Raw genomic sequence first — 19757 nt, 5'->3', positions numbered from 1 at the left:
CAGCATTTGACACTATTTTAGGATTCAAGCGATACACGGGCGTAGCGTTCACTCATACTTTGGTTGAGGCGCACAAACCCGGAGTTTGATCGGGCGATCGCGCCAATCCTGGCTTCGAGAAAATCTACTATGCCAATGGGCCGCGAAGACATCATAGAGACTGAAATCCCGGTATCCCAACTGGCAATAGGGATGCATGTGATTCGTCTGGACCGGCCGTGGGAAGATACCGATTTCCTGCTGCAGGGCTTCATTCTTCAGACTGAGGAAGATGTGCTTGCCGTGCAGCAACAGTGCGAAACGGTCATCGTGGAAGGACGTGTACAAGTCGCTCCAACTGCCGAGAGACACGCGCCGGTGAGCCGACGTAAAACATCGGCTAAAACCAGCAAGCCCAACGTTTCTCAACAGCCTTCGGCCATCCCCAAGCGGAAAGTCACCTACGTCAATAAAGTGGACGCCAGCCGGGAAATGGCAACGGCACGGATGAACTATGCCGATGCCAAAGCCACGGCTAAAAACATCATGTCCAGCCTGCGGCTCGGGCGGACCCTGGAAATGAACCAGATCCACCAGGTGGTGGATGATTGCGTGGATAGCGTACTGCGCAACGACAATGCTCTGCTACTGCTCACCAAGATCAAAAACAAGGACGAATACACGGCCGAACACTGCATCAACGTATCAATCCTGTCAGCTGCGTTTGCCAAGCACCTGGGGCTGCTGGAAGGCGAGATTCGCACTGTGGCACTGTGTGGCCTGCTTCACGATGTCGGCAAGATGCGCATTGATGACGAGATCCTGAACAAGCCCGGGGCCCTCACGCCCGAAGAGTTCGCGGTGATGAAAAACCACACCACTTTTGGTCGCGATGTGCTTGCGGCACTCCCCCGACTGGCACACGCGGCCGTTGATGTTGCTTATTCCCATCACGAACGAATGGATGGCAAGGGCTATCCACGAGGCCTGTCCGGGCAGCAGATTCCACTGTTCGCGAAAATCGTGGGGCTGGTCGACACCTACGACGCCATCACCAGCTCCCGGGTTTACGACAAGGGGCGGGCGTCCATGGAAGCGTTGCAGATTATCCACCGCAACAAGGGCGCCCAGTTCGATGCGGAGCTGGCGGTGGAGTTTATCCGCATGGTTGGCGTTTACCCGCCCGGTTCCATCGTGGAAATGACCAACGGTGAGGTAGGCATCGTAGTGGCCACCCATCCCACCAGTAAACTCAAACCGCGGGTGCTGCTTGTGCGAGACGCAAACAAGCAGCCGCTGGCCATCTTTCGCGAAGCAAACCTGTTAAAAGAAACGCAGGACAGCTCCGGACAACCCTACAAGATTGCCCGGGAAGTGCCGGACGAGAGCTTCGGCATCGTAATGAAGGACTTCATCGAACAGGGCATTCTCAACCGTAAAGCACCGGACGTGTCAGCTTCGGTCGATGACGGCCATGGTGAGTCTTGAGATACAGGTCAGCTTGCCTTCCTCGTTTTCCAGCTTTATTTCCCAGACCTGCGTTGTGCCGCCGATATGAACCGGGCGTGCGGTTCCGTATACCCAGCCCTTGGTAACGGAGCGGATGTGGTTGGCGTTGATGTCCAGCCCCACAGCAATCTGGTTCTCCTTGCGCAAGCAATAATTGGCCGCCATGCTCCCCAGGGTCTCCGCCAACACCACTGACGATCCACCATGGAGAATGCCAAACGGCTGAACCGTGCGTTCATCGACCGGAATCCGGCCAATCACGTAGTCATCACCAATCTCCACGTATTCAATACCCATGGTCTCGACAGCGGTGTTTTTACTGGCTTCGGCCATTTGTTCGAGGGTGGGGATACTGCGGGTCCAGATTGCCATCGACTGCTACCTCCTAGTGTTGTGGGCCCTGTAAGCTGAGGGGCCCCAAAGCTCTTTAGTGTATACAGATAGGTAGCGAACGACCATAGGGTGGGTATCCAATAAACGTATGCCATCAGGCAAGATCAACCACACTCCAAATTGTTATTGATAATCGTTTGCATTAAAGATTATTACTGCTAGTCTTTCAGTGAGTCGATGCAAACAGGAGACGGTGTGATGAGCCGAGCAGCAACTCAACTGGCCGGCAACGCCAGCAGCATTTTTCAGGCGTGGCTGGATCTGAAACAGCAGTCCCGCCACGACACGAAGCGCCCAGCCACCCAGGCCAGTCACTCGACCGGCGTCAGAGCTCTTCCCAGGCCGGGAACGGATCGTTGAGCGTTTGCCAAAACGCCTTCCCTGCCAACAACTGCTCCTGATCCACCAGTAGGTCAGTCACACTTCGCTTTTCTTCTTCCCCCAAGGTCTATCTCTGGGTTGAGCACAAAAGGCAAAAGCTTGGCTTTCGAATTCGTTATGTTATAACATAACATTAATGTCGAAATCGGCAATTGAATGGGTAATGAAGGGAAAGGGCTGGTCCACAGGTCGCCTTCACCTGGCCGCCATCCACGGTTGGTTCTGGCGCTGGACTGGCTTTGAGCTACCTCTGAAACGAAATGTTATAACATTTAACACAACAAGGAGTTTGGAATGACAATTCAAGACAATTCGAAAGCCGAACGGAATTGGGCTCTTTCAGGCCGTTCATCCATGGCCATCGCCTTTTCCGCCATCCTGATCGCAGGGTGTGGCGGCAGCAGTTCGGATGACGATGATTCCCATGAGCATACCGACATCGATACCGCCGGCCGTCTAGCGCTGTTCGATACTGACGCTAATGCCGTAAAGGTGTTGGACATCGACGACAACGGTCAAACCCTGGCCACGTTTGAACTGACGGGGGAAGCCCCCAGACTGTTCAGCAGCCCCGATAGCCGCTATGGGGTCGTTATTCAGCGTGGCGACGATCTGGTTTCTTTTTTCGACAGTGGTCTGTATACCGAGGACCACGGCGACCACATGCATGATTACGCGGAAACGCCAACCAAGCTCAACCTGACGTTGAACGATAACCGCCCCACTCACTACTCGCTGGGCGACGATCGGGGCATCGTTTTCTTTGATGGCTCAGACGCCGCCAGCTCCAAAGTCACCGTGTTCACCGACGAGTCGCTGGGTGGAGGAACCGCCGAAGCCTCCCTGGATCTGGACAACAACATGCACGGCGTTGCCAAACTTGCTGATAGCAAACTGTTCGTTACATACCGCGATGCCTCTGTCACCGACACCACCTTGCCCAGCCAGGTCGAGCGCTACGATTTCGCCAACGGCGCATTCGCGTTCGAGGAACGCTACAGCGAAACCTGCCCCCGGCTCCACGGTGCAGCGGCCAACGATCACGTTGTCGCCTTTGGGTGCAGCGATGGCGTCCTGGTCATTGATCTGCACGGCGTCTCTTATCCGGCGACCAAGCTTGGCAACCCTGACACCCTGGAAGACGGCAGCCGGATCGGCACACTGGCGAGCCACCACAACGTTGAGGAAATGGTCGGCATTGCCGGTGATCAACTGTTTGTGATCGATGCCGAAGCGGCCACAGATAACTACAGCGAACTCGCGCTTGAAGACGGCGTTGGCCGTATCGCCCAGGGCTTTGATGCCCACGGCGAGGTTTTCTATGTCATGGGCGACGACGGCAAGCTGCGGATTTTCCATCCGTCCGACGAATGGGCCCTGGCCGCAACCCTTGATATCACGCCCCCTCTGGCGGAGACGGATGCGGCTCCAGCCATCGCACAGTCCGCGTCGGAAGACCGCTTGTTCGTGCTGAACCCCAACGATCAGACCATCATCGAGATAGACACACACGACGGTGACATCGTTCGCACGATCACTCTGGACTTCGCCGCATCCGGACTGGTCTGGCTTGGCTTGCCAGACCACGATCACGATCACGATCACGATCACGAAGAATGACACCAGAGAACGCTCCATCCGCACACAATCCTGCAGTCAGAGGACCTCTATGACACACCGATACATTGGTGCCAGCGCTCTCGCGCTGGCTCTGTTCCCGCTCGCCACCATCCAAGCCAACCAGGCCAACGAACTGAACCCTGACGTCAGCGTGATCCTGGACGGCTATTACAAACAGAACCAGACGGCCCTGTCACACCGTGATCAGGGTTTTGGTCTTGGTCATACCGAACTGTCCCTGTCTTCGCCCATCGATGATCTGTTCGAGGGCCGTCTGACAGCGGTTCTGGAAGATCACGAAGGTGAAACCGAACTGGAGCTTGAAGAAGCCTTCCTGCAGACCACCGGCATGCCCTACAACCTTAGTGTTCGCGGCGGGCGGTTTCTGTCTCAGGTGGGTTACCTGAACAGTCGCCACCTCCACGAGGACGACTTCGTCGAACGCCCTGCCGTGTATCGAGCCCTGCTGGGAAGCCATTATTTCGACGATGGCCTGCGCCTCAACCTGTTACTTCCCACGCCTTTCTATTGGCAGATTGGCGCTGAGGCCTTTGATGGCGGCAGACTCTCCGAAGGTGACGAAGACATTGGCGTGTATACCGTCAATACACGAGTCGGGGGCGACCTCTCCCGGTCACAGAGTTGGCAGGCGGGCTTCTCGTATCTGAACAACCGTCAGACTCACAGCGAAGCCCACGAGGAGCACGATGACCATGATCATGAGGGAGACCACAGTGGGCACTCTCATGGTGCCGGCTACACTGGCGAAAACCTCTACATCACCGATCTGGTGTGGAAATGGGCCCCCGGAGGCAACAACCGCCAGCAGCAACTGACCCTGAGTGGTGAATACCTGTACGCCGACAACCTGAATGAGCATGCCACCTCGGACGATGTTCATGAAGGGTGGTATGCGTCGGCGGTATACCAGTTCGCCCCCCAGTGGTCCACGGGTGCCCGCTACGGACAGGTGGAACTCCAGGACGCTCACGGCGACCACTTTCATCATCAGGAACTGAAGGAAACGGACGTCATGCTGGCCTGGTCACGCTCGCACTTCTCAACGGTACGGCTGCAGTACACGCACCAGGAGGCAGAAGGATTTGAGCAAGCCGACAATACCGTCATGCTGCAATACGTAATGAGCTTCGGAGCACATGGTGCCCATGGATTTTAAGCGGTTACTATCGGGCGTCCTGCTGGGGCTGGTCATAACGCCAGCCCAGGCAACTCTCAACGTGTTTGCCTGCGAGCCGGAGTGGGAAAGCCTTGTACGGGCCCTGGTTCCGGATGCGGACATTCACACGGCGACCACGGCTATGCAGGATCCCCACTATATTGAAGCCAGGCCAAGCCTGATTGCAGCCATGCGACGTGCCGACCTTGCCGTCTGTACCGGCGCGTCGCTGGAGGCCGGCTGGCTACCAGCCCTGATCAGCAGGGCATCCAACCAGGACGTACAACCCGGGAAACCGGGATTGTTCTTTGCGGCAGAACAGGTCCACCTGCATCAGCCTCACCAACATGTAGACCGCAGCATGGGCGACGTCCATCCGGAAGGCGATCCACACATCCATCTGGACCCACAACGTGTGCCAGTGATCCTGAATGCACTGGCAGACAGAATCGTTGATCTTGCGCCCAAACAAACCAATGGTATCCGTTTGCGCCAGCAACAATGGAACGTTCACTGGCATCTGAAAGCCGCACAATGGCGTGACGCAGCGCGGCATTTGGAAGGCATGTCTGTGGTGGTTCAACACTCCACTTTCGGATACCTTCTGCGTTGGCTTGGCATTGACACTGCCGTTGACCTGGAACCCAAACCGGGGCTGCCTCCAAGCGCATCCCACCTGAGCAATGTGCTTTCAGACCCGGTGATTCCAGAACTGGCGTTGATCCTGATTGCCACTTACCAGGACGAGCGTCCCGCACACTGGCTAGCCGAGAAGGTCAATCTTCCGGTTGAAGTGCTCCCCAGCACCGTCACCAATGACGCGGACACCGATCACCTTGCGGCGCTGATCAGCCACATCATTGGTCGCCTGGAACATTATCGTTCGCAGCGCCCGAACGAGAGTGCCAGCAATGACTAACTGGTTGTGGCTACTGACACCCCTGGGGGCAAGCATGCTGATGGCCCTGAGCCTGGTCCCTCTGGGCTACCGGGTACTGGCGCGGGGCGTAGTGTTTGCAGACCTGGCGATTGCCCAGTGGGCGGCCCTCGGGTCGCTGGCCGGGATGTCCCTGTTACCAGACCACACCGTTGCAGGTCTTCCTGTCAGCGGGCTGTTATTTGCACTTGTAGCCGTCGCGATGGTGCACCTGATCCTCAAATGGGTGCCCGAACATCGCGAGGCCATGATTGGCATTCTCTATGTCGCCGGGGCAAGCTTCGCCACTCTGGTGGTCAGCAACGATCCCCATGGGGCGCAGCAACTGGCCAGGACATTGAATGGGGATCTACTGTGGGTCACCGGCCCGGCGCTGATACCGCTGGTCACCATCACCGGTGCCGTGTTGTTGTGGCAGAGTACAGCGTCGGAACGCACACGCTCGTTGAGCTTTCTACCTTTGTTTGCGGTCGCCGTGACCACGACCGTCAACATGGCGGGAATCTACGTCGTGTTTGCAACCCTGATTGTCGCGCCGCTGATGCTTTGTTTTCTTCGTGGACATGGCCTTTTCGCAGCCGCAGCATACTGTTTTTCAGGACACAGCGTCGGGCTTTGGCTATCCGCCAGCCAGGATATCCCGGCGGGGCCTGCAATCGTGGTTTCTATTATTGCCTGCAGTCTGTTCGGAGCGATCGCTACCCAAAAGCTCCCTTCACTCCGTTCCTCTATATAGCCGGGTGTAGTCATGAATCAACTGCCTGGCCCGGCCCGCACTCACCAGTTTGTACAATCGGTCGGCTATGGCTTCCCGCAACTCAAACGTGTTACACAGTGATGCCTTTGAGAACGTAAAGAATAGGCCCTCCCTGCTGACAGGAGGCTCCAGCGCCTCAAACCGGTCCGCAACACCCAGGCTGTCCAGCTTCACCTGCCCCTGCAGCACCTCGTAGAGAACATAATCCACCCTGCCGGCAAGTGCCATTTTGAAAGATTGCTCGATGCTTCTCACCCCTTCGATTTGAAGGTTGTTGTCTGCGTAACGATCAAAGTTCTGCCCAAAGCTGTTGTTGATCAGCGTGCTGCCGCGCTTCCCCAGCAAGTCCGGCCAGTGGCGGTAGATGAATTCACCACCCTTGGGAACCCAGACAGCCGTGGGGAGATGTGTGATCGGGGGGAGCAGGTAATCCATGTAGCCGATACGCTCTGAGGTAATGAACGCGCCCGCGACCATATCGATATCACCCTTGCGAGCCATATGCTGAACCCGGGCCCAGGACCCCAGGTCCCGGACCACAACCTCCAGCCCCATGGGCTCGACGATTTCCCGTAACAGCGCCGATACGGCACCAACCAGAACCCCCTCCTTCTCTGTGCTTCGCCACAGCAGGGGTGGGTATTCGGGGTTACCACTCACCGTCAGAGTCTTGCAGTCGGTGTCCTCAGACGCCTGGACAGCAACTGGCACGGTCAGCACCGCAGTCAAGACACACAGCGCACAGAACAGTCGCAACGTTGGTTCAAACAGTTTTTTCAACATCATTCCGCCATGAGTGTTCTGGTGCGATCGCTCGTCCACACGGTTGAATTCCAGCCGGATCACCGCAAGTAAGAAGGTTATAAGGCAGTTGTCAGAATACATCCCTTGATCAAAAAGGACAGGTTACATGAAAGTACTGATGGTTCTCACCTCGCACGATCAGATGGGAGATACCGGCCACAAGACCGGCTTTTGGCTGGAAGAGTTCACCGCCCCCTATTACGTTTTCAGGAATGCCGGCGCAGACATCACCATTGCCTCTCCCAAGGGCGGGCAGCCACCCATCGACCCCAACAGTGAAACTGAGGATGCACTGACGGAAACCACCCGTCGCTTCCAGCAGGACGCCCATGCCAAGGAAGCGCTCGCCAGCACGAAGAAACTGGCGGATGTGGATATGAACGACTACGACGCCCTGTTTTACCCCGGAGGCCATGGCCCATTGTGGGACCTGGTCAACGATGACAAGTCCGTCGCTCTGATCAAGGCAGCCTACGAACAGGACAAGGTCATTGGCGCCGTATGCCATGCCCCGGCGGTCTTCAGAGACGTCGAGATCAAACCAGGGCAGAACCTGGTCGGCGGTCGCAACGTGACCGGCTTCAGCAACAGTGAGGAAGAGACCGTTGGCCTGACCAACGTTGTGCCATTCCTGCTGGAAGACATGCTGAAGGAGAAAACCGCCACCTACACCTGCGGGGATGACTTCACACCGCACATCGTGGTGGACGGCAAGCTGATTACCGGGCAAAACCCGCCCTCCTCGGAAGGCACCGCCAAGGCGGTGATGCAGGCCTTGCAGCAGGGCTGATCAGCGATCCTGAACCTGCTCCCCGGCGTGACTGATCAACACGCCGGGAGCGCCTTCCTCCAGCGTTTTCCGGATCGCATCCGGCACTGGTGTCTTCGTCATTGTCGACGGCTGGATCAACACGTAGGTGATATCAGCCTCTGCCACCAGCAATCCATCCCCGTACCGATAGAATTCAAGGTGCACCGTGAATGAGGTGTTACCGATACGGCCAGCTCGTATCCTGGCTTCCAACACATCATCAAATCGCGCAGGTGCCCGATAGTTCACGGTGAGACTCACTACCTGAATGTCCAGATCCTGATCCAGCAGATTCTGGTAATCCCCGAACAGAACGCGGATATATTCATTAACGGAAATGTCCACGTAATCCGCGTAGCGTGCATTGAACACCACACTCTGGGCATCGCATTCACCGTAGCGGACGCGAAACCGAAACCGGAATGGCAGGTCGGTCGATTCAGTCATGGTCACTCAGCCCCAAAACCCGAGAAGCCCCCAGCCTACCCCATCCAGAAATCATTTTCTGCCGGTACTGCCATTCAGCACCAGGTAGCAACCATAGCCGATCACAACACCCCAGAACGCAGACGACAGCCCGAACACCGACATGCCAGAGGCCGTCACAATAAAGGTGATCAATGACGCTTCACGATGGCTGGCATCTTCCAGCGCGGCAAACAGGTTGCCCGCAATAGCCCCCAGCAACGCCAGCCCCGCAAGTACCGCAACAAAGGCCGCAGGCAGTGAGGTGAACAGACTGACGATGGTACCGGCAAACAGGCCACCCACCAGATAGAACACCCCGTTAAACACACCGGCAACGTATCGACGAGAGGGGTCTTCGTGGGCATCCTTACCCGTGCAGATGGCGGCGGTGATTGCCGCCACCACCGTGGTGATACCGCCAAAGAACGCCATCGGCAGCGATACCAGGCTGGTCACCCCGATGATCGGTTTGGCCCTGACGGAGTACCCTGCCCCCTGAAGGATTGCCATGCCTGGGAGGAATTGCCCGGTCAGGCTTACCAGTACCAGCGGAATCGCCAAGCTCAACGTTGATCCCAGGTTCCACTCCGGCTCAATGAACTGTGGGACTGCGATACTCCAGCGCACGCCAGACAGTGATGCCCCTTCCAATACCACCGCCAGAATCACACCGGCAATCAACAGCAAAACCAGGGTGTACTTGGGAAACAGACGACGGAACACCACGTAGGAAAGCAGCATGCCAATCGCCAGCGCCGGGGTTGTTTCAATCGCGGTAAACGCCCCCACGCCGAACTGGAACAGGATGCCCGCCATCATGCCCGCCGCAATGCCCTTGGGAATGGCACGAACGAACGTGTCAAAGGTGCCTGAGACACCAATGATAAAAATGATGACCGCCGCCGTAATATAGGCGCCTACGGCCTCGTTCAGCGACAGTTCCGGAAACAGCGCCACCAACAACGCGGTGCCGGGCGCCGACCAGGCAGTGACGACCGGCGCCTTGAGCCAGATCGACAGAATGATGCCGGAGATCGCCGCCCCCATGGAGATTGCCCAGACCCAGGACGTCATCATCTGGTCGGAAATACCAGCACTTGCTCCGGCCTGGAAGAGAATGGCCAGCGGACCGGAGTAGGACACCAGAACGGCCAGAAACCCGGCCACAATGGCCGGCAGCGAAAGGTCTTTCAGAAATCTCGACATAAGCGCAATCCATTGTTGGTTTTATGATTCTGCTTAACGAAAAAGGGCCCCAGGCGCTTACACGCCGGGGCCAAGGAGGGTCAGACTGACTGTCTACCCTGGGGTCACATCAACACTCCAACGCTTTAGCTACCGCTAACAGCCATACCGTCGCTCGGAGCCACCGGCTCACGCCGGAAGCCAAATCCACGACTACCGACCAGAGCAATGGCCACCGTGGCAATGGCACCCGGCACCGCCAATGCGAGGAAGTTCATCTGGTGCGGCAGCGCCATGGCCAGCAGCGCGCCACCTAACAGTGGCCCGACAATAGCACCATTGCGACCAATGCCGGATGCCCAGCCCAGCCCGGTGGAACGGATACTGGTCGGGTAGTACTGGGCAACATAGGCGTAAAGCAGGATCTGGGAGCCGATGGTTGTCGCACCGGCAATGCCCACCAGGATATACAGGAACCACATCGGGCTTTCGTACCCCAACAGCACCAGTGACCCGGAGCCCAGAATAAAGAAAGACACCAGCACCGAGCGCAGCGACAGTCGGTCGGCCAACCAGCCACCACCGACGGCACCTATGATCGCCCCGACGTTCAATACCATCAGGAACATCAGGCTGGAGCTCAGAGCATAACCGGCATTGGACATCAGCTTCGGCAACCAGGAACCCAGCGCGTACACCATCAGCAGACAGCAGAAGAACGCCACCCAAAACATCATCGTGCTCATTGCCCGCCCATCGCGAAACAGCTCGAGCACCGGGGCCTTGCTGTCGGTGGTTGGCGGCACCGTCAACACGTCCTGTTCGTTGATGTGCTTGAGCGGAGCTACCTGGGTCAGGATATCGCGGGCTTCACCCTCGCGTTTCTGTGCCATCAGGAAGGCCACCGATTCCGGCAGGAATTTCAGCATGAACGGCAGCATCAGCATCGGCACCACCGCCAGATAGAACATGATTTCCCACCCGTAGTTGGGCACGATCCAGATGCCCAGGCCGGCAGACATCATGCCGCCTACCGCATAACCACTGAACATCAGCGCCACCAGAGTGCTGCGACTCTTCTTGGGTGAGTATTCACTCATCAGGGACACCACATTCGGCATAACACCGCCAATACCGAGGCCGGCAATAAATCGCAGGATACCGAACTGCCAGGGCGTGGTGGCAAAACCGTTAATAACCGTGGTCACACTGAACAGCACCACACAGGTGATGATGACTTTCTTGCGCCCGAGCCGGTCCGACAGCATGCCGAACCCCATGGCCCCGAACATCATGCCAAACAGAGCGCTGCTGCCGAGCAAACCGGCTACGTAGGGGTTCAGGCCCCACTGGTCCATCAGGATGGGAAGCACCACCCCGTAGATCACCAGATCATAGCCGTCGAAGATGATAATCAGAGTGCACCAAAAAAGAACTTTCCAGTGGAATTTGTTGAATGTGGCGTTATCAATAACGTCGTTTACGTCGATGTTTCTCATGATCTCTCACTTCCGCTCTTGTTCTTGTGCGGAGCTGTGTAATGGGTTATCCCAGGTCACCACCTGCCACAGGCAGCACGGTACCGGTCATATAGGAAGACGCATCCGATGCCAGGAACAGGATAGGTTCGGCCTGTTCGTCCAGGGTTCCATAACGATTCATGAAGCTGTTTTCCGTGGTCTGGTCAATCAGCGTCTGATACCAGGCCTTCTCCTGCTCACTCTGCTCTTTTGCATTGCGCGGCGTCAGGCGCGGGGGCGCTTCTGTGCCTCCGGGGGCGGCGGCATTTACCCGAATATTGTGCGGCGCGTATTCATAGGCCAGGTTCACCGTCATCGCATTCACGCCGCCCTTGGCCGCGCCATAGGGCACACGCATCAGCCCGCGCGTTGCCACCGACGATACGTTCACGATGACACCACCCTTCTGCTGAAGCATATGAGGCAGAACCGCCCGGCAGCACCACAACGTGGTAAACAGGGAACGCTGGATCTCCTTCTCGATCTGCTCCGGGGTGTAGTGTTCAAACGGCTGCGCCCAGATCGTACCGCCGACATTGTTGATCAAAATATCGATGCGACCGTACTGCTTCTGCGCTTCTGCCATAACGCTTTCAGCACCGTCCCAGGTTTCCAGGTTGGCCTGGACAGCCACGGCATCAGCACCCTGGTCACGCAACTCGGCGGCAACGCCCTGAACGTAATCCGCAACATCAACCAGAAGCAGCCTGGCGCCCTCGGCGGCGGCCAGTTCGGCCACGCGCTTGCCAATCCCCTGGGCGGCGCCGGTAATCACCATGACCTTGTCGGTGAAGCGGTCTTTCATGCGACCTTCTCCCTGGCCGACGGTGCACTGGGTGTGAACTTCTCGTAGTGGAAGGAGTTCGGTTCAATGCCCTTCTCACGGAAGAACCCGAGCACGGAATCCACCATGGGAGGGGGACCACAGAGGTAGACATCCACATCGCCGTCGTTCACCGGCGCTTCGTCCATATGCTGGGTGACATACCCCTTGCGCGGATGGTCACTTTCTTCGCCGGAAACAACCGTCACGTAGCTGAAGTTGTCCAGCTCCGCGGCAAAACGGTCCAGAATATCCAGGCACACCAGGTCATCGTCATTGCTGACGCCATACACCAGGTGAGTAGGCTGATCACAGCCATTGGCTTTCAGATACTCCAGCTTTGCCAGCATCGGCGCCAGGCCGGTGCCACCTGCCAGCATCAGTATCGACCGTTCAACGGGACGCAGGTAGAAGCTGCCCATCGGGCCGGTCAGGGTGACCTTGTCGCCGGTGCGGGCCTCGCCCACGAGCCACGAACTCATCAGCCCGCCCGGCACGTTGCGAATCAGGAAACTGAGATCGCGGCTGCCAGGTGGCGAGCTGAAGGAGTAGGCCCGGGTCTCTTCGGAGCCCGGAACCTGAATATTCACGTACTGTCCCGGCAGAAAGGCAATGTCTTCATCGGCCGTGATTTTCAGCTCGATCGACGTGGGCGAGATCAGGTTCACCTCGGCCACCGTCCCCGCCACTTCCGCATTGCCGGTCTTGCACATGGTGGAAGCGACAGGCACTTCCACCACACAATCACTGGAGGGCACCATCTGGCAGGTCAGCACCATGCCCTGCTCGGCTTCCTCGTCAGACAGCGCTTCGTCAATGTATTCATCACCCATGTCGAACTCGCCCTGACGGCAGGCACCCTTGCAGGTGCCGCAGACGCCATCGGAGCAGTCCATGGGCAGATTGATCTGCGAACGGTAGGCGGCGTCCAATACCGTCTCGCCTTCGTTGCAGGACACAAAACGGGTAACGCCGTCTTCAAAGTTAAGCGCGATGTTATAACTCATGATGATGCTCTCCCCATCAATTACAGGTGATAAACGTCCAGCACCTGATTGATGCAATCGTTGTTCAGGACCATCCTCTTCTCCCGGATCAGCGGCTGGTCGCCGGTGACATCCAGGGTGTAGAAAGACGTTCCAAAGAATTCCGCTGTTTTCTTGTAGCGATAGGACTTGGTCAGCCAGTTAAACCGCAATGTCACTTCACTCTCGTTCTGGGACAGAATCTCCAGATTGCTGGTGAAATGGGTCGTGCGCGGCTCGGGCATGGAGCTGGCGCCGGAACGCTCGGTTTTGATCCGGTAGATCCGGTCTTCCAGGCCTTCCTTGTTGGGGTAGTAGATGAGCGAGATCTCGCTTTGCGGATCTTCTGTCAGCTCATCGTCATCGTCCCAGGCCGGCATCCAGTAGGTGACGTCCTCGTGGTAGCACTCCAGCCACTTGTCCCACTCCCGGTCGTCCAGAAAACGGGCCTCACGGATGATGAACTGTTCGATATCGTGATAGCTCAGGCTCATGCGGAAGCCTCCTCTGAATCTGTTGAACTCGAAGCCAAAGGAATGAAACGGGCACGCTCGGCCTCGATGGCGCGAGTCATTTCTACCTGCCAGTGTTTGTGGTGGTTCACATACAGGCCTTCGTCGTCCGGGCGGGCGCCGCTCATGGTCGGCTTCATGTCGATCTGGTTGGCGTGCTCATCCGGGCCGTCGATCCAGTGAGCGGCACCGCGGCTCATGTCGTTCCAACGCATGTCACGGGCTTCGTAGCCGTTCTGGCAGGCACGGAATTCCTCCAGATCGTCCGGAGTGCCCATACCGGTCACGTTGAAGAAGTCCTCGTACTGACGGATGCGCTTGGCGCGCAGCTCTGCCGGCTCATTCTTCGGGCCAAAGGCGTAAATGGTGACTTCCGTCTTGTTGACATCGATCGGCCGGGTCACACGGATCTGAGTCGAGAACTGATCCATCAGGTAAACGTTCGGGTACAGGCACAGATTCTTGGTGGTACGAACGATGGAATCGGCACGGGCCTCGCCGTAGGTCTTCTCCAGGCGTTCCAGCTGGCTGAAGATCGGGCGCACTTCCGGGTTCAGCAAGCGGGTCCACAACATCATGTGGCCGTTCTCGAACGAGTAAAAACCACCCTCGGCGGACCAGCTCTTGGCATCCACCGCTTCGGTGCCGCCCTTGTCGTAATTACGCTGACCCATGGTGGAGAGATAGTTCCAGTGCACGGTGCCCACGTGGTAGCCGTCCGCACCGTTTTCGGCGGTCAGCTTCCAGTTACCTTCATAGGTGTAGGTCGAACTGCCCCGCAGAATTTCCAGGCCGTCTTCCGACTGATCCACGATGTTGTCGATGATCTTGGTGGTTTCACCCAGATGTTCCTCGAGCGGAAGCACATCGGCATTGAGGCTGCCAAACAGGAAGCCACGGTAATTGCCGAACTTCGGCATCTGCTTCAGATCGTGGGAGCCGTCGGTATTGAACTGCTCCGGGTAACCGCCCTTCTTCTGGTCTTTCGCCTTCAGCAACTGGCCGTCGTTCCGGAAGGTCCAACCGTGGAACGGGCAGGTAAAGGAGGTCTTGTTGCCACGCTTCTTGCGGCAGAGGGTGGCGCCACGGTGCGAGCAGGTGTTCAGTATGGCTTTGAGCTCGCCATCCTTGGTGCGGGTGATTACTACCGGCTGGCGACCCACGGTCACCGTGAAGTAGTCGCCCGGCTCCGGAATCTGGCTTTCATGGGCGAGGTACACCCAGTTGCCTTCAAAGATGTACTTCATCTCCAGGTCAAACAGTTCCTGGTCGGTGAAGATACCCCGATCACACTGATAACGGCCGGTTTCCGGATCCGCGATCACCGCGTCGCGTACTTTGTCTGCAAGCTTGTCGAGTTTGCTAGTCATGTCGTTCACTCCGTCTTGTTCTTGGGTGGCGCTTAGGCAACGTCGGTTTCCAGGGCGCGACGGCGTGCGTGGCGTTCCTGGAGCTCGGGCTTGTCTGTCGCAACCAGAGTGACGTTGAACTCAACCTCGGTAATCGGTCCGTTCACGCCATGCTGTGCACCTGTTTCCGACTGCTCAACACGATTGGCGGCAACCACCAGTTCTTCGCGGGTGGCAAATGCAAAGTCGTCGTAGGTGTACTCGTCACCGGCAATGTTGATCTGCGTCGTCAGGTGCTTGTAACCCGGCTTCGACACAAAATAATGAATGTGCGCGGGGCGTTGACCGTGACGGCCCAGATGATTCAGCAACTGCTGAGTGGAGCCTTCCGGCGGGCAACCGTAACCGGACGGCATGATGCTCTGGGCGGCGTACCGGCCTTCGGCGTCGGTTTTGATACGACGGCGCAGGTTGTACTCGCTCTGCGATTGGTCGAAATAGGAGTAGGCACCCTTGGTATCCGCGTGCCAGATATCCACGACCGCGTTCGCCAGCGGCTCACCGTTTTCATCGGTGATCCGGCCCTTGATCAGGATGGCTTCGGCGTCCTTGTCGGAGCCGTCGTCCATGCGATCAAAGCCTTCGCTCATGGGGGCGCCGGCAACGTACAGCGGGCCTTCGATGGTGCGCGGCGTACCGCCGGTCAGGCCGGCCTGCTCGTCTTCGGCGTCCTGGCGAATGTCCAGGTAACGGTCCATACCCAGGCCCGGCGCCAGCAGGGCTGCCTCACCATTTGCGCCCAGTTCGCCCACGTAATAGACGGCGCTCCAGAACTCCTCGGGCGTGACATCGAAATCTTCCACGATCTGGAAAATATCGTGCATGACGCGATGAACGATCTTCTTCATACGCTCATTGCCACCGTCCTTGTCGAAGCCGGCTACTTTCTCCAGCAGTTCCTTCACATCTGCGGATTGCATGGTCTTAACGGTCATTGTTGGTCTCCTCGGTCTTTTGTTGTTGTTGCTCCAGACATCCCAATCAATTGGCAACAAGTTCTGTGTGGCGCCTGAAAACATTGGGCGCCGGTATTGGCTGATTACGCCCGTTAGCGGTCATCCTCGCGAATGGATGACGGGTGACGGCACAGGGGCGCAACGGTGATATCCATGTACGGGAACAGCGGAAGGTTGCCGACCAGGTCCTGCAGCTCGGCGTTGTCCTCCACATCAAAAATACTGACGTTGGCGTAGCTACCCGCCACACGCCACAGGTGGCGCCATTTGCCCTTTTCCTGCAGGTCCTGGGCGTAAGCTTTTTCCCGGGCCTTGATGTCCGCTACCACATCGGCGGGCATGTCGTGGGGGATGTTCACTTTCATCTCGACTTTGAACAGCATGTGCTTTCCTCCGTTATCCATTCTTGCGGCGTACATACGGCCGGCGCCCTATGCGTCTCTGCGATAGACCGCCAGCTTGTCTTCATCAATCTCGACACCCAGGCCCGGGCCCTGCGGCAGGTCCACGCCGTTGGAGTGGAAGTTCAGCGGGCGCACCACGATGTCGTCTTTCATCAGTAGCGGGCCGAACATCTCTGTTCCCCAGTGAAGGGTTTCCAGCGTGGACCAGGCGTGCAGGGACGCGGCGGTACCGATGGTGCCTTCCAGCAGGGTGCCGCCGTACAGTCCAAGCCCCGCAGACTGGGCAACCGTCGCCTGTTCCAACGCTCGGATCGGACCGCCTGCCTTGGCAATTTTCATCGCCACCGCACCGGCAAATCCTCCGGCCGCCAGGGCAAACAGGTCCTTGGCGTCGGCTACGGATTCATCGGCCAGAATCGGGATATGGAATTTTTCAGACAGGCGTACCAGGGCGCCAAAATCCTTCATCGGGGTAGGCTGCTCCACCAGATCAATGCCGGCGGCCTGCAACTCAGCCATACCCTTGGCTGCCGTGGCTTCATCCCAGGCCTGATTGACGTCAACACGCACACTGGCCCGCTCACCCACGGCTTCCTTGATAGCCGCCACATGGCGCACATCATCCATCACCGCGCGAGAACCAATTTTCAGCTTGAAATCGCAATGGCGTTGTTGCGCGATCAGACTGTGCGCCTCATCGATATCTTTGGCGGTATCACCACTGGCCAACGTCCAGAGCACCGGAATGTGCTGATGCAGAGCGCCGCCGAGCAGATCGGAAACCGGACGATTCAGGCGCTTTCCCTGCAGATCCAGCAGCGCGGTTTCAATGGCGGACTTGGCCAGGTTGTTTCCGCGGGTCGCACGGTTTAGCCTTACTCTAAGAGTATTGATGGCATCCGCTGGTTGATCGATCAGCAGTGGCTTGAAATAGGTGTCGATGGTGAGTTTCACGCTTTCGGGGCTTTCCGGGCCGTAGGCCAGGCCGCCAATCGTGGTGGCTTCACCCAAACCTTCCAGGCCATCGGAATCCTTCATCCGCACGATCACCATGGTCTGAACCCCCATGGTTGTCATGGATAGTTTGTGCGGCCGGATGGTCGGGATATCGACCAGGATGGCTTCAATGGACTGAATGGTGGCGGACATGTGCTCTCCGAATCGCAAGTTAAAATGCCTGTCATTCGGACAGTACGAAGTTTCACGTATGGGAACCAATATTGATTAAGTACGAAGCGATACCCTGGAGGTATGGATGGAGCTGAGACACTTGCGCTACTTCGTGGCAGTGGCAGAGGAACTGAACCTCACTCGTGCTGCGGAAAAGCTGTTTATCGCCCAGCCACCTCTGACCCGTGCCATCAAACAGCTGGAAGAAGAAGTGGGGGTTGCGCTGTTCATTCGGAAGCCCCGGGGGCTGGTATTAACGACCGGCGGTGAATACTTTCTTGAGCAGGCACGGCAGATTCTCGACAAGATGGCCGCAACCGTCAGCGACACCCGCCGGATCGCCCAACACCGCAAAACCGTTTTTTCCATCGGCTTCGTACCCTCCGTGTTCTACGGGCAACTGCCACTGATGGTCCGGCGTCTGCGGCGCAACAAGAACCTGGAAATCATCCTGCACGAACTGAAAACACGGGAGCAGGTAGATGCGCTGAAATCGGGGAAGATTGATATCGGTTTTGGCCGGGTGCGCATCGAAGACCCGGATGTTGATCAGGAACTGTTGTTCGACGAACCCATTATCGCGGCCATTCCCGCCGGCAACCCCCTGACCCGGCACCCGCCGTCCATGAAGGAGCTGTCGGAATGGCCGATGATCACCTTCCCGTCCGGCCCGGGCCCGAACTTCGCCGATCTGACCCAGGGCCTGTTCCATCGTCGCGGGTTGCGTATCAACGTGATGCAACAGGTCAATGACCTGCAGACGGCGCTGTCACTGGTGGCTTCGGATATGGGGTTTACCCTGGTGCCGGAGCAGGTCCGACGGCTGAACCGGGAAGGTGTGGACTACATGCCTTTGGAAGATGACAACATCAGCGTACCGGTCATTGCGTCACGGCGACGGGGAGAAAACCCCAATGCGGTGATGCGACTGGCGAACACGATTCTGGATGAGCTGGTGGAAAACCGGCTGACGGGCCGGTATCCATGATTTCAGCGGGTCGTTCGCCGTACCGCCTCGGCCGCTTGCTGCAATCGGGGCAAATACACCCCCACCAGTGTCTCCATATCCACCCGCGCGGCATTGGTACTGATATTGATCGCCCCCAGCAGCTCGCCATTGCCAGCAAACACGGGCACAGCCGCTGACCGAAGCCCAGAATCCAGCTCCTGATCCACAATCGAATAGCCTTGATTACGTACCTTCGCGATGTCCTTGTTTAGAGCTTTGGTATCCGTGATCGAAAAAGCGGTGAACGCTTCCAGCTTCACCCGGGCAAGAAACGCCTCCAGCTGCTCTTCCGGCAATTGCGCCAGCAACACCCGTCCCATGGAGGTATAGGCCGCCGGCAGGCGTGTGCCCACGGACAGGGTAATGGCCATCAACCGGTGCCTTGCCGAGGAACGCACCACGTACACCACATCGTCACCATCCAGCACCGCCAGCGAGGACGACTCCCCGAGTTCCGCCGTGATGTCCTCCAGGTATTGCTGGATGACCGCCCGGTATTGGTTCGAGGCCTGGTAGGCATAACCCAGCTGTAAAACCCGGGGCGTCAGTTCGAACTGCCGGCCGTTGCGCTTCACGAATCCCAGCGCGTGAAGAGTAAGCATGAAACGACGCGCCTTGGCCCGGTCCATATCCGTCCGTGTCGCCACCTCGCTCAGGGTCATCCGTGGATGCTCAGCGTCAAACGCCTGCAACACCTCCAGCCCTGACGCCAGTGCACCTACATAGTCCCGGTCTCCGGGCCTGAGAACCTGATCGTCCATTCCTGCTCCTTACTCGCCTGAACACAGCCTCCGCAAATGGTAACAGCTCGTTCGGTATCCGAACATCCGTGCATTTTTGGCAACTGGTGAAAATTTGTACTTGACGACGCCAAAACCTTCGAGTCATTATGTTCGCATATTAAACTT

The 19757-nt window shown here is 57.6% G+C and carries 22 protein-coding genes; 9 read left to right on the top strand and 13 right to left on the bottom strand.

Going from position 1 to position 19757, the window contains the following annotated elements:
• Window positions 1-129 precede the first annotated feature (129 nt).
• Window positions 130-1467: an HD-GYP domain-containing protein gene (locus tag ACTRWH_RS04595; RefSeq protein WP_286810073.1), complete on the top strand. Its 1338-nt coding sequence runs from the start codon at window positions 130-132 to the stop codon at window positions 1465-1467.
• Here the strand turns inward: ACTRWH_RS04595 and ACTRWH_RS04590 are convergent.
• Window positions 1432-1860, bottom strand: coding sequence for a hotdog fold thioesterase (locus ACTRWH_RS04590; protein ID WP_036202370.1), 429 nt, complete (start codon window positions 1858-1860; stop codon window positions 1432-1434). The two genes, ACTRWH_RS04595 and ACTRWH_RS04590, sit on opposite strands and share 36 nt — an antisense overlap.
• A gap of 219 nt (window positions 1861-2079) precedes the next feature.
• Between ACTRWH_RS04590 and ACTRWH_RS04585 the strand changes: the two genes are divergently transcribed.
• The 6 genes from ACTRWH_RS04585 to ACTRWH_RS04560 all read left to right on the top strand — a co-directional run bounded on the left by ACTRWH_RS04585 (window position 2080) and on the right by ACTRWH_RS04560 (window position 6732).
• The gene (locus ACTRWH_RS04585) at window positions 2080-2241 is read left to right on the top strand and encodes a hypothetical protein (RefSeq protein WP_159265582.1); all 162 of its coding nucleotides are present in this window, start codon (window positions 2080-2082) and stop codon (window positions 2239-2241) included.
• A gap of 177 nt (window positions 2242-2418) precedes the next feature.
• Window positions 2419-2505 (top strand): DUF1826 domain-containing protein, encoded by an 87-nt coding sequence (locus tag ACTRWH_RS04580; RefSeq protein WP_199480295.1) that lies wholly within the window; start codon window positions 2419-2421, stop codon window positions 2503-2505.
• Between the two features lie 51 nt (window positions 2506-2556).
• Window positions 2557-3882, top strand: coding sequence for a hypothetical protein (locus tag ACTRWH_RS04575; RefSeq protein WP_462825982.1), 1326 nt, complete (start codon window positions 2557-2559; stop codon window positions 3880-3882).
• A 49-nt stretch (window positions 3883-3931) separates the two neighbouring features.
• Window positions 3932-5059: a hypothetical protein gene (locus ACTRWH_RS04570; RefSeq protein ID WP_127402326.1), complete on the top strand. Its 1128-nt coding sequence runs from the start codon at window positions 3932-3934 to the stop codon at window positions 5057-5059.
• Window positions 5049-5978 carry a metal ABC transporter solute-binding protein, Zn/Mn family gene (locus ACTRWH_RS04565; RefSeq protein ID WP_462825981.1) on the top strand — a complete coding sequence of 310 codons (930 nt, stop codon included), beginning with the start codon at window positions 5049-5051 and terminating at the stop codon, window positions 5976-5978. The genes ACTRWH_RS04570 and ACTRWH_RS04565 overlap by 11 nt, the downstream gene beginning before the upstream one ends.
• Window positions 5971-6732: an ABC transporter permease family protein gene (locus ACTRWH_RS04560; RefSeq protein WP_127402328.1), complete on the top strand. Its 762-nt coding sequence runs from the start codon at window positions 5971-5973 to the stop codon at window positions 6730-6732. Before ACTRWH_RS04565 ends, ACTRWH_RS04560 begins: the two co-directional genes overlap by 8 nt.
• Here ACTRWH_RS04560 and ACTRWH_RS04555 read toward each other — a convergent pair.
• Window positions 6712-7575: a substrate-binding periplasmic protein gene (locus tag ACTRWH_RS04555; protein WP_379866315.1), complete on the bottom strand. Its 864-nt coding sequence runs from the start codon at window positions 7573-7575 to the stop codon at window positions 6712-6714. The two genes, ACTRWH_RS04560 and ACTRWH_RS04555, sit on opposite strands and share 21 nt — an antisense overlap.
• Before the next feature lie 88 nt (window positions 7576-7663).
• On the opposite strand from ACTRWH_RS04555, the gene ACTRWH_RS04550 reads away from it, so the two are divergent.
• The gene (locus ACTRWH_RS04550) at window positions 7664-8347 is read left to right on the top strand and encodes a type 1 glutamine amidotransferase domain-containing protein (protein WP_379866314.1); all 684 of its coding nucleotides are present in this window, start codon (window positions 7664-7666) and stop codon (window positions 8345-8347) included.
• On the opposite strand, the gene ACTRWH_RS04545 is transcribed toward ACTRWH_RS04550, so the two are convergent.
• The 10 genes from ACTRWH_RS04545 to ACTRWH_RS04500 form a co-directional block, all read right to left on the bottom strand.
• Window positions 8348-8815, bottom strand: a complete 468-nt coding sequence (locus tag ACTRWH_RS04545; RefSeq protein ID WP_075195450.1) for an acyl-CoA thioesterase — start codon at window positions 8813-8815, stop codon at window positions 8348-8350.
• Between the two features lie 51 nt (window positions 8816-8866).
• The gene (locus ACTRWH_RS04540; protein ID WP_379866313.1) at window positions 8867-10042 is read right to left on the bottom strand and encodes a benzoate/H(+) symporter BenE family transporter; all 1176 of its coding nucleotides are present in this window, start codon (window positions 10040-10042) and stop codon (window positions 8867-8869) included.
• 125 nt (window positions 10043-10167) lie between these two features.
• On the bottom strand, window positions 10168-11520 hold the full coding sequence (locus ACTRWH_RS04535; RefSeq protein ID WP_379866312.1) for an MFS transporter: 1353 nt from the start codon (window positions 11518-11520) through the stop codon (window positions 10168-10170).
• Between the two features lie 46 nt (window positions 11521-11566).
• Complete coding sequence (gene benD, locus ACTRWH_RS04530) at window positions 11567-12346, bottom strand: benzoate diol dehydrogenase BenD (RefSeq protein ID WP_336146337.1); 780 nt, start codon at window positions 12344-12346, stop codon at window positions 11567-11569.
• Window positions 12343-13371: a benzoate 1,2-dioxygenase electron transfer component BenC gene (benC, locus tag ACTRWH_RS04525; RefSeq protein WP_075195454.1), complete on the bottom strand. Its 1029-nt coding sequence runs from the start codon at window positions 13369-13371 to the stop codon at window positions 12343-12345. Before benC ends, benD begins: the two co-directional genes overlap by 4 nt.
• A gap of 20 nt (window positions 13372-13391) precedes the next feature.
• Window positions 13392-13883 carry a benzoate 1,2-dioxygenase small subunit gene (gene benB, locus ACTRWH_RS04520; protein WP_075195455.1) on the bottom strand — a complete coding sequence of 164 codons (492 nt, stop codon included), beginning with the start codon at window positions 13881-13883 and terminating at the stop codon, window positions 13392-13394.
• The gene (locus tag ACTRWH_RS04515; RefSeq protein ID WP_127402335.1) at window positions 13880-15271 is read right to left on the bottom strand and encodes a Rieske 2Fe-2S domain-containing protein; all 1392 of its coding nucleotides are present in this window, start codon (window positions 15269-15271) and stop codon (window positions 13880-13882) included. Before ACTRWH_RS04515 ends, benB begins: the two co-directional genes overlap by 4 nt.
• A gap of 32 nt (window positions 15272-15303) precedes the next feature.
• Window positions 15304-16245, bottom strand: coding sequence for a catechol 1,2-dioxygenase (gene catA / locus ACTRWH_RS04510; RefSeq protein ID WP_075195457.1), 942 nt, complete (start codon window positions 16243-16245; stop codon window positions 15304-15306).
• Window positions 16246-16358: 113 nt separating this feature from the next.
• Entirely contained in the window at window positions 16359-16649 is a 291-nt protein-coding gene (catC, locus tag ACTRWH_RS04505; protein WP_075195458.1) for a muconolactone Delta-isomerase, read from the bottom strand.
• A 48-nt stretch (window positions 16650-16697) separates the two neighbouring features.
• A complete protein-coding gene (locus ACTRWH_RS04500; RefSeq protein WP_379866309.1) occupies window positions 16698-17819 on the bottom strand; it encodes a muconate/chloromuconate family cycloisomerase in 1122 nt (373 codons plus the stop codon).
• A gap of 106 nt (window positions 17820-17925) precedes the next feature.
• Here ACTRWH_RS04500 and ACTRWH_RS04495 point away from each other — a divergent pair, with 106 nt between their 5' ends.
• Entirely contained in the window at window positions 17926-18828 is a 903-nt protein-coding gene (locus tag ACTRWH_RS04495; RefSeq protein ID WP_075195460.1) for a LysR family transcriptional regulator, read from the top strand.
• A gap of 2 nt (window positions 18829-18830) precedes the next feature.
• On the opposite strand, the gene ACTRWH_RS04490 is transcribed toward ACTRWH_RS04495, so the two are convergent.
• A complete protein-coding gene (locus tag ACTRWH_RS04490; protein ID WP_462825979.1) occupies window positions 18831-19610 on the bottom strand; it encodes an IclR family transcriptional regulator domain-containing protein in 780 nt (259 codons plus the stop codon).
• Between the last annotated feature and the right edge of the window lie 147 nt (window positions 19611-19757).

This window comes from Marinobacter sp. G5_S1_61_S3, from assembly GCF_054968585.1.
This window is presented reverse-complemented; position numbering and strand designations above follow the sequence as displayed.

Bases quoted from the DNA above. Each gene is read 5' to 3' on its own strand.
- ACTRWH_RS04595 (WP_286810073.1), top strand. From the start codon at position 130: ATGCCAATGGGCCGCGAAGACATCATAGAGACTGAAATCCCGGTATCC.
- ACTRWH_RS04590 (WP_036202370.1), bottom strand. From the start codon at position 1,860: ATGGCAATCTGGACCCGCAGTATCCCCACCCTCGAACAAATGGCCGAA.
- ACTRWH_RS04585 (WP_159265582.1), top strand. From the start codon at position 2,080: ATGAGCCGAGCAGCAACTCAACTGGCCGGCAACGCCAGCAGCATTTTT.
- ACTRWH_RS04580 (WP_199480295.1), top strand. From the start codon at position 2,419: ATGGGTAATGAAGGGAAAGGGCTGGTCCACAGGTCGCCTTCACCTGGC.
- ACTRWH_RS04575 (WP_462825982.1), top strand. From the start codon at position 2,557: ATGACAATTCAAGACAATTCGAAAGCCGAACGGAATTGGGCTCTTTCA.
- ACTRWH_RS04570 (WP_127402326.1), top strand. From the start codon at position 3,932: ATGACACACCGATACATTGGTGCCAGCGCTCTCGCGCTGGCTCTGTTC.
- ACTRWH_RS04565 (WP_462825981.1), top strand. From the start codon at position 5,049: ATGGATTTTAAGCGGTTACTATCGGGCGTCCTGCTGGGGCTGGTCATA.
- ACTRWH_RS04560 (WP_127402328.1), top strand. From the start codon at position 5,971: ATGACTAACTGGTTGTGGCTACTGACACCCCTGGGGGCAAGCATGCTG.
- ACTRWH_RS04550 (WP_379866314.1), top strand. From the start codon at position 7,664: ATGAAAGTACTGATGGTTCTCACCTCGCACGATCAGATGGGAGATACC.
- ACTRWH_RS04545 (WP_075195450.1), bottom strand. From the start codon at position 8,815: ATGACTGAATCGACCGACCTGCCATTCCGGTTTCGGTTTCGCGTCCGC.
- ACTRWH_RS04540 (WP_379866313.1), bottom strand. From the start codon at position 10,042: ATGTCGAGATTTCTGAAAGACCTTTCGCTGCCGGCCATTGTGGCCGGG.
- ACTRWH_RS04535 (WP_379866312.1), bottom strand. From the start codon at position 11,520: ATGAGAAACATCGACGTAAACGACGTTATTGATAACGCCACATTCAAC.
- benD (WP_336146337.1), bottom strand. From the start codon at position 12,346: ATGAAAGACCGCTTCACCGACAAGGTCATGGTGATTACCGGCGCCGCC.
- benC (WP_075195454.1), bottom strand. From the start codon at position 13,371: ATGAGTTATAACATCGCGCTTAACTTTGAAGACGGCGTTACCCGTTTT.
- benB (WP_075195455.1), bottom strand. From the start codon at position 13,883: ATGAGCCTGAGCTATCACGATATCGAACAGTTCATCATCCGTGAGGCC.
- ACTRWH_RS04515 (WP_127402335.1), bottom strand. From the start codon at position 15,271: ATGACTAGCAAACTCGACAAGCTTGCAGACAAAGTACGCGACGCGGTG.
- catA (WP_075195457.1), bottom strand. From the start codon at position 16,245: ATGACCGTTAAGACCATGCAATCCGCAGATGTGAAGGAACTGCTGGAG.
- catC (WP_075195458.1), bottom strand. From the start codon at position 16,649: ATGCTGTTCAAAGTCGAGATGAAAGTGAACATCCCCCACGACATGCCC.
- ACTRWH_RS04500 (WP_379866309.1), bottom strand. From the start codon at position 17,819: ATGTCCGCCACCATTCAGTCCATTGAAGCCATCCTGGTCGATATCCCG.
- ACTRWH_RS04495 (WP_075195460.1), top strand. From the start codon at position 17,926: ATGGAGCTGAGACACTTGCGCTACTTCGTGGCAGTGGCAGAGGAACTG.
- ACTRWH_RS04490 (WP_462825979.1), bottom strand. From the start codon at position 19,610: ATGGACGATCAGGTTCTCAGGCCCGGAGACCGGGACTATGTAGGTGCA.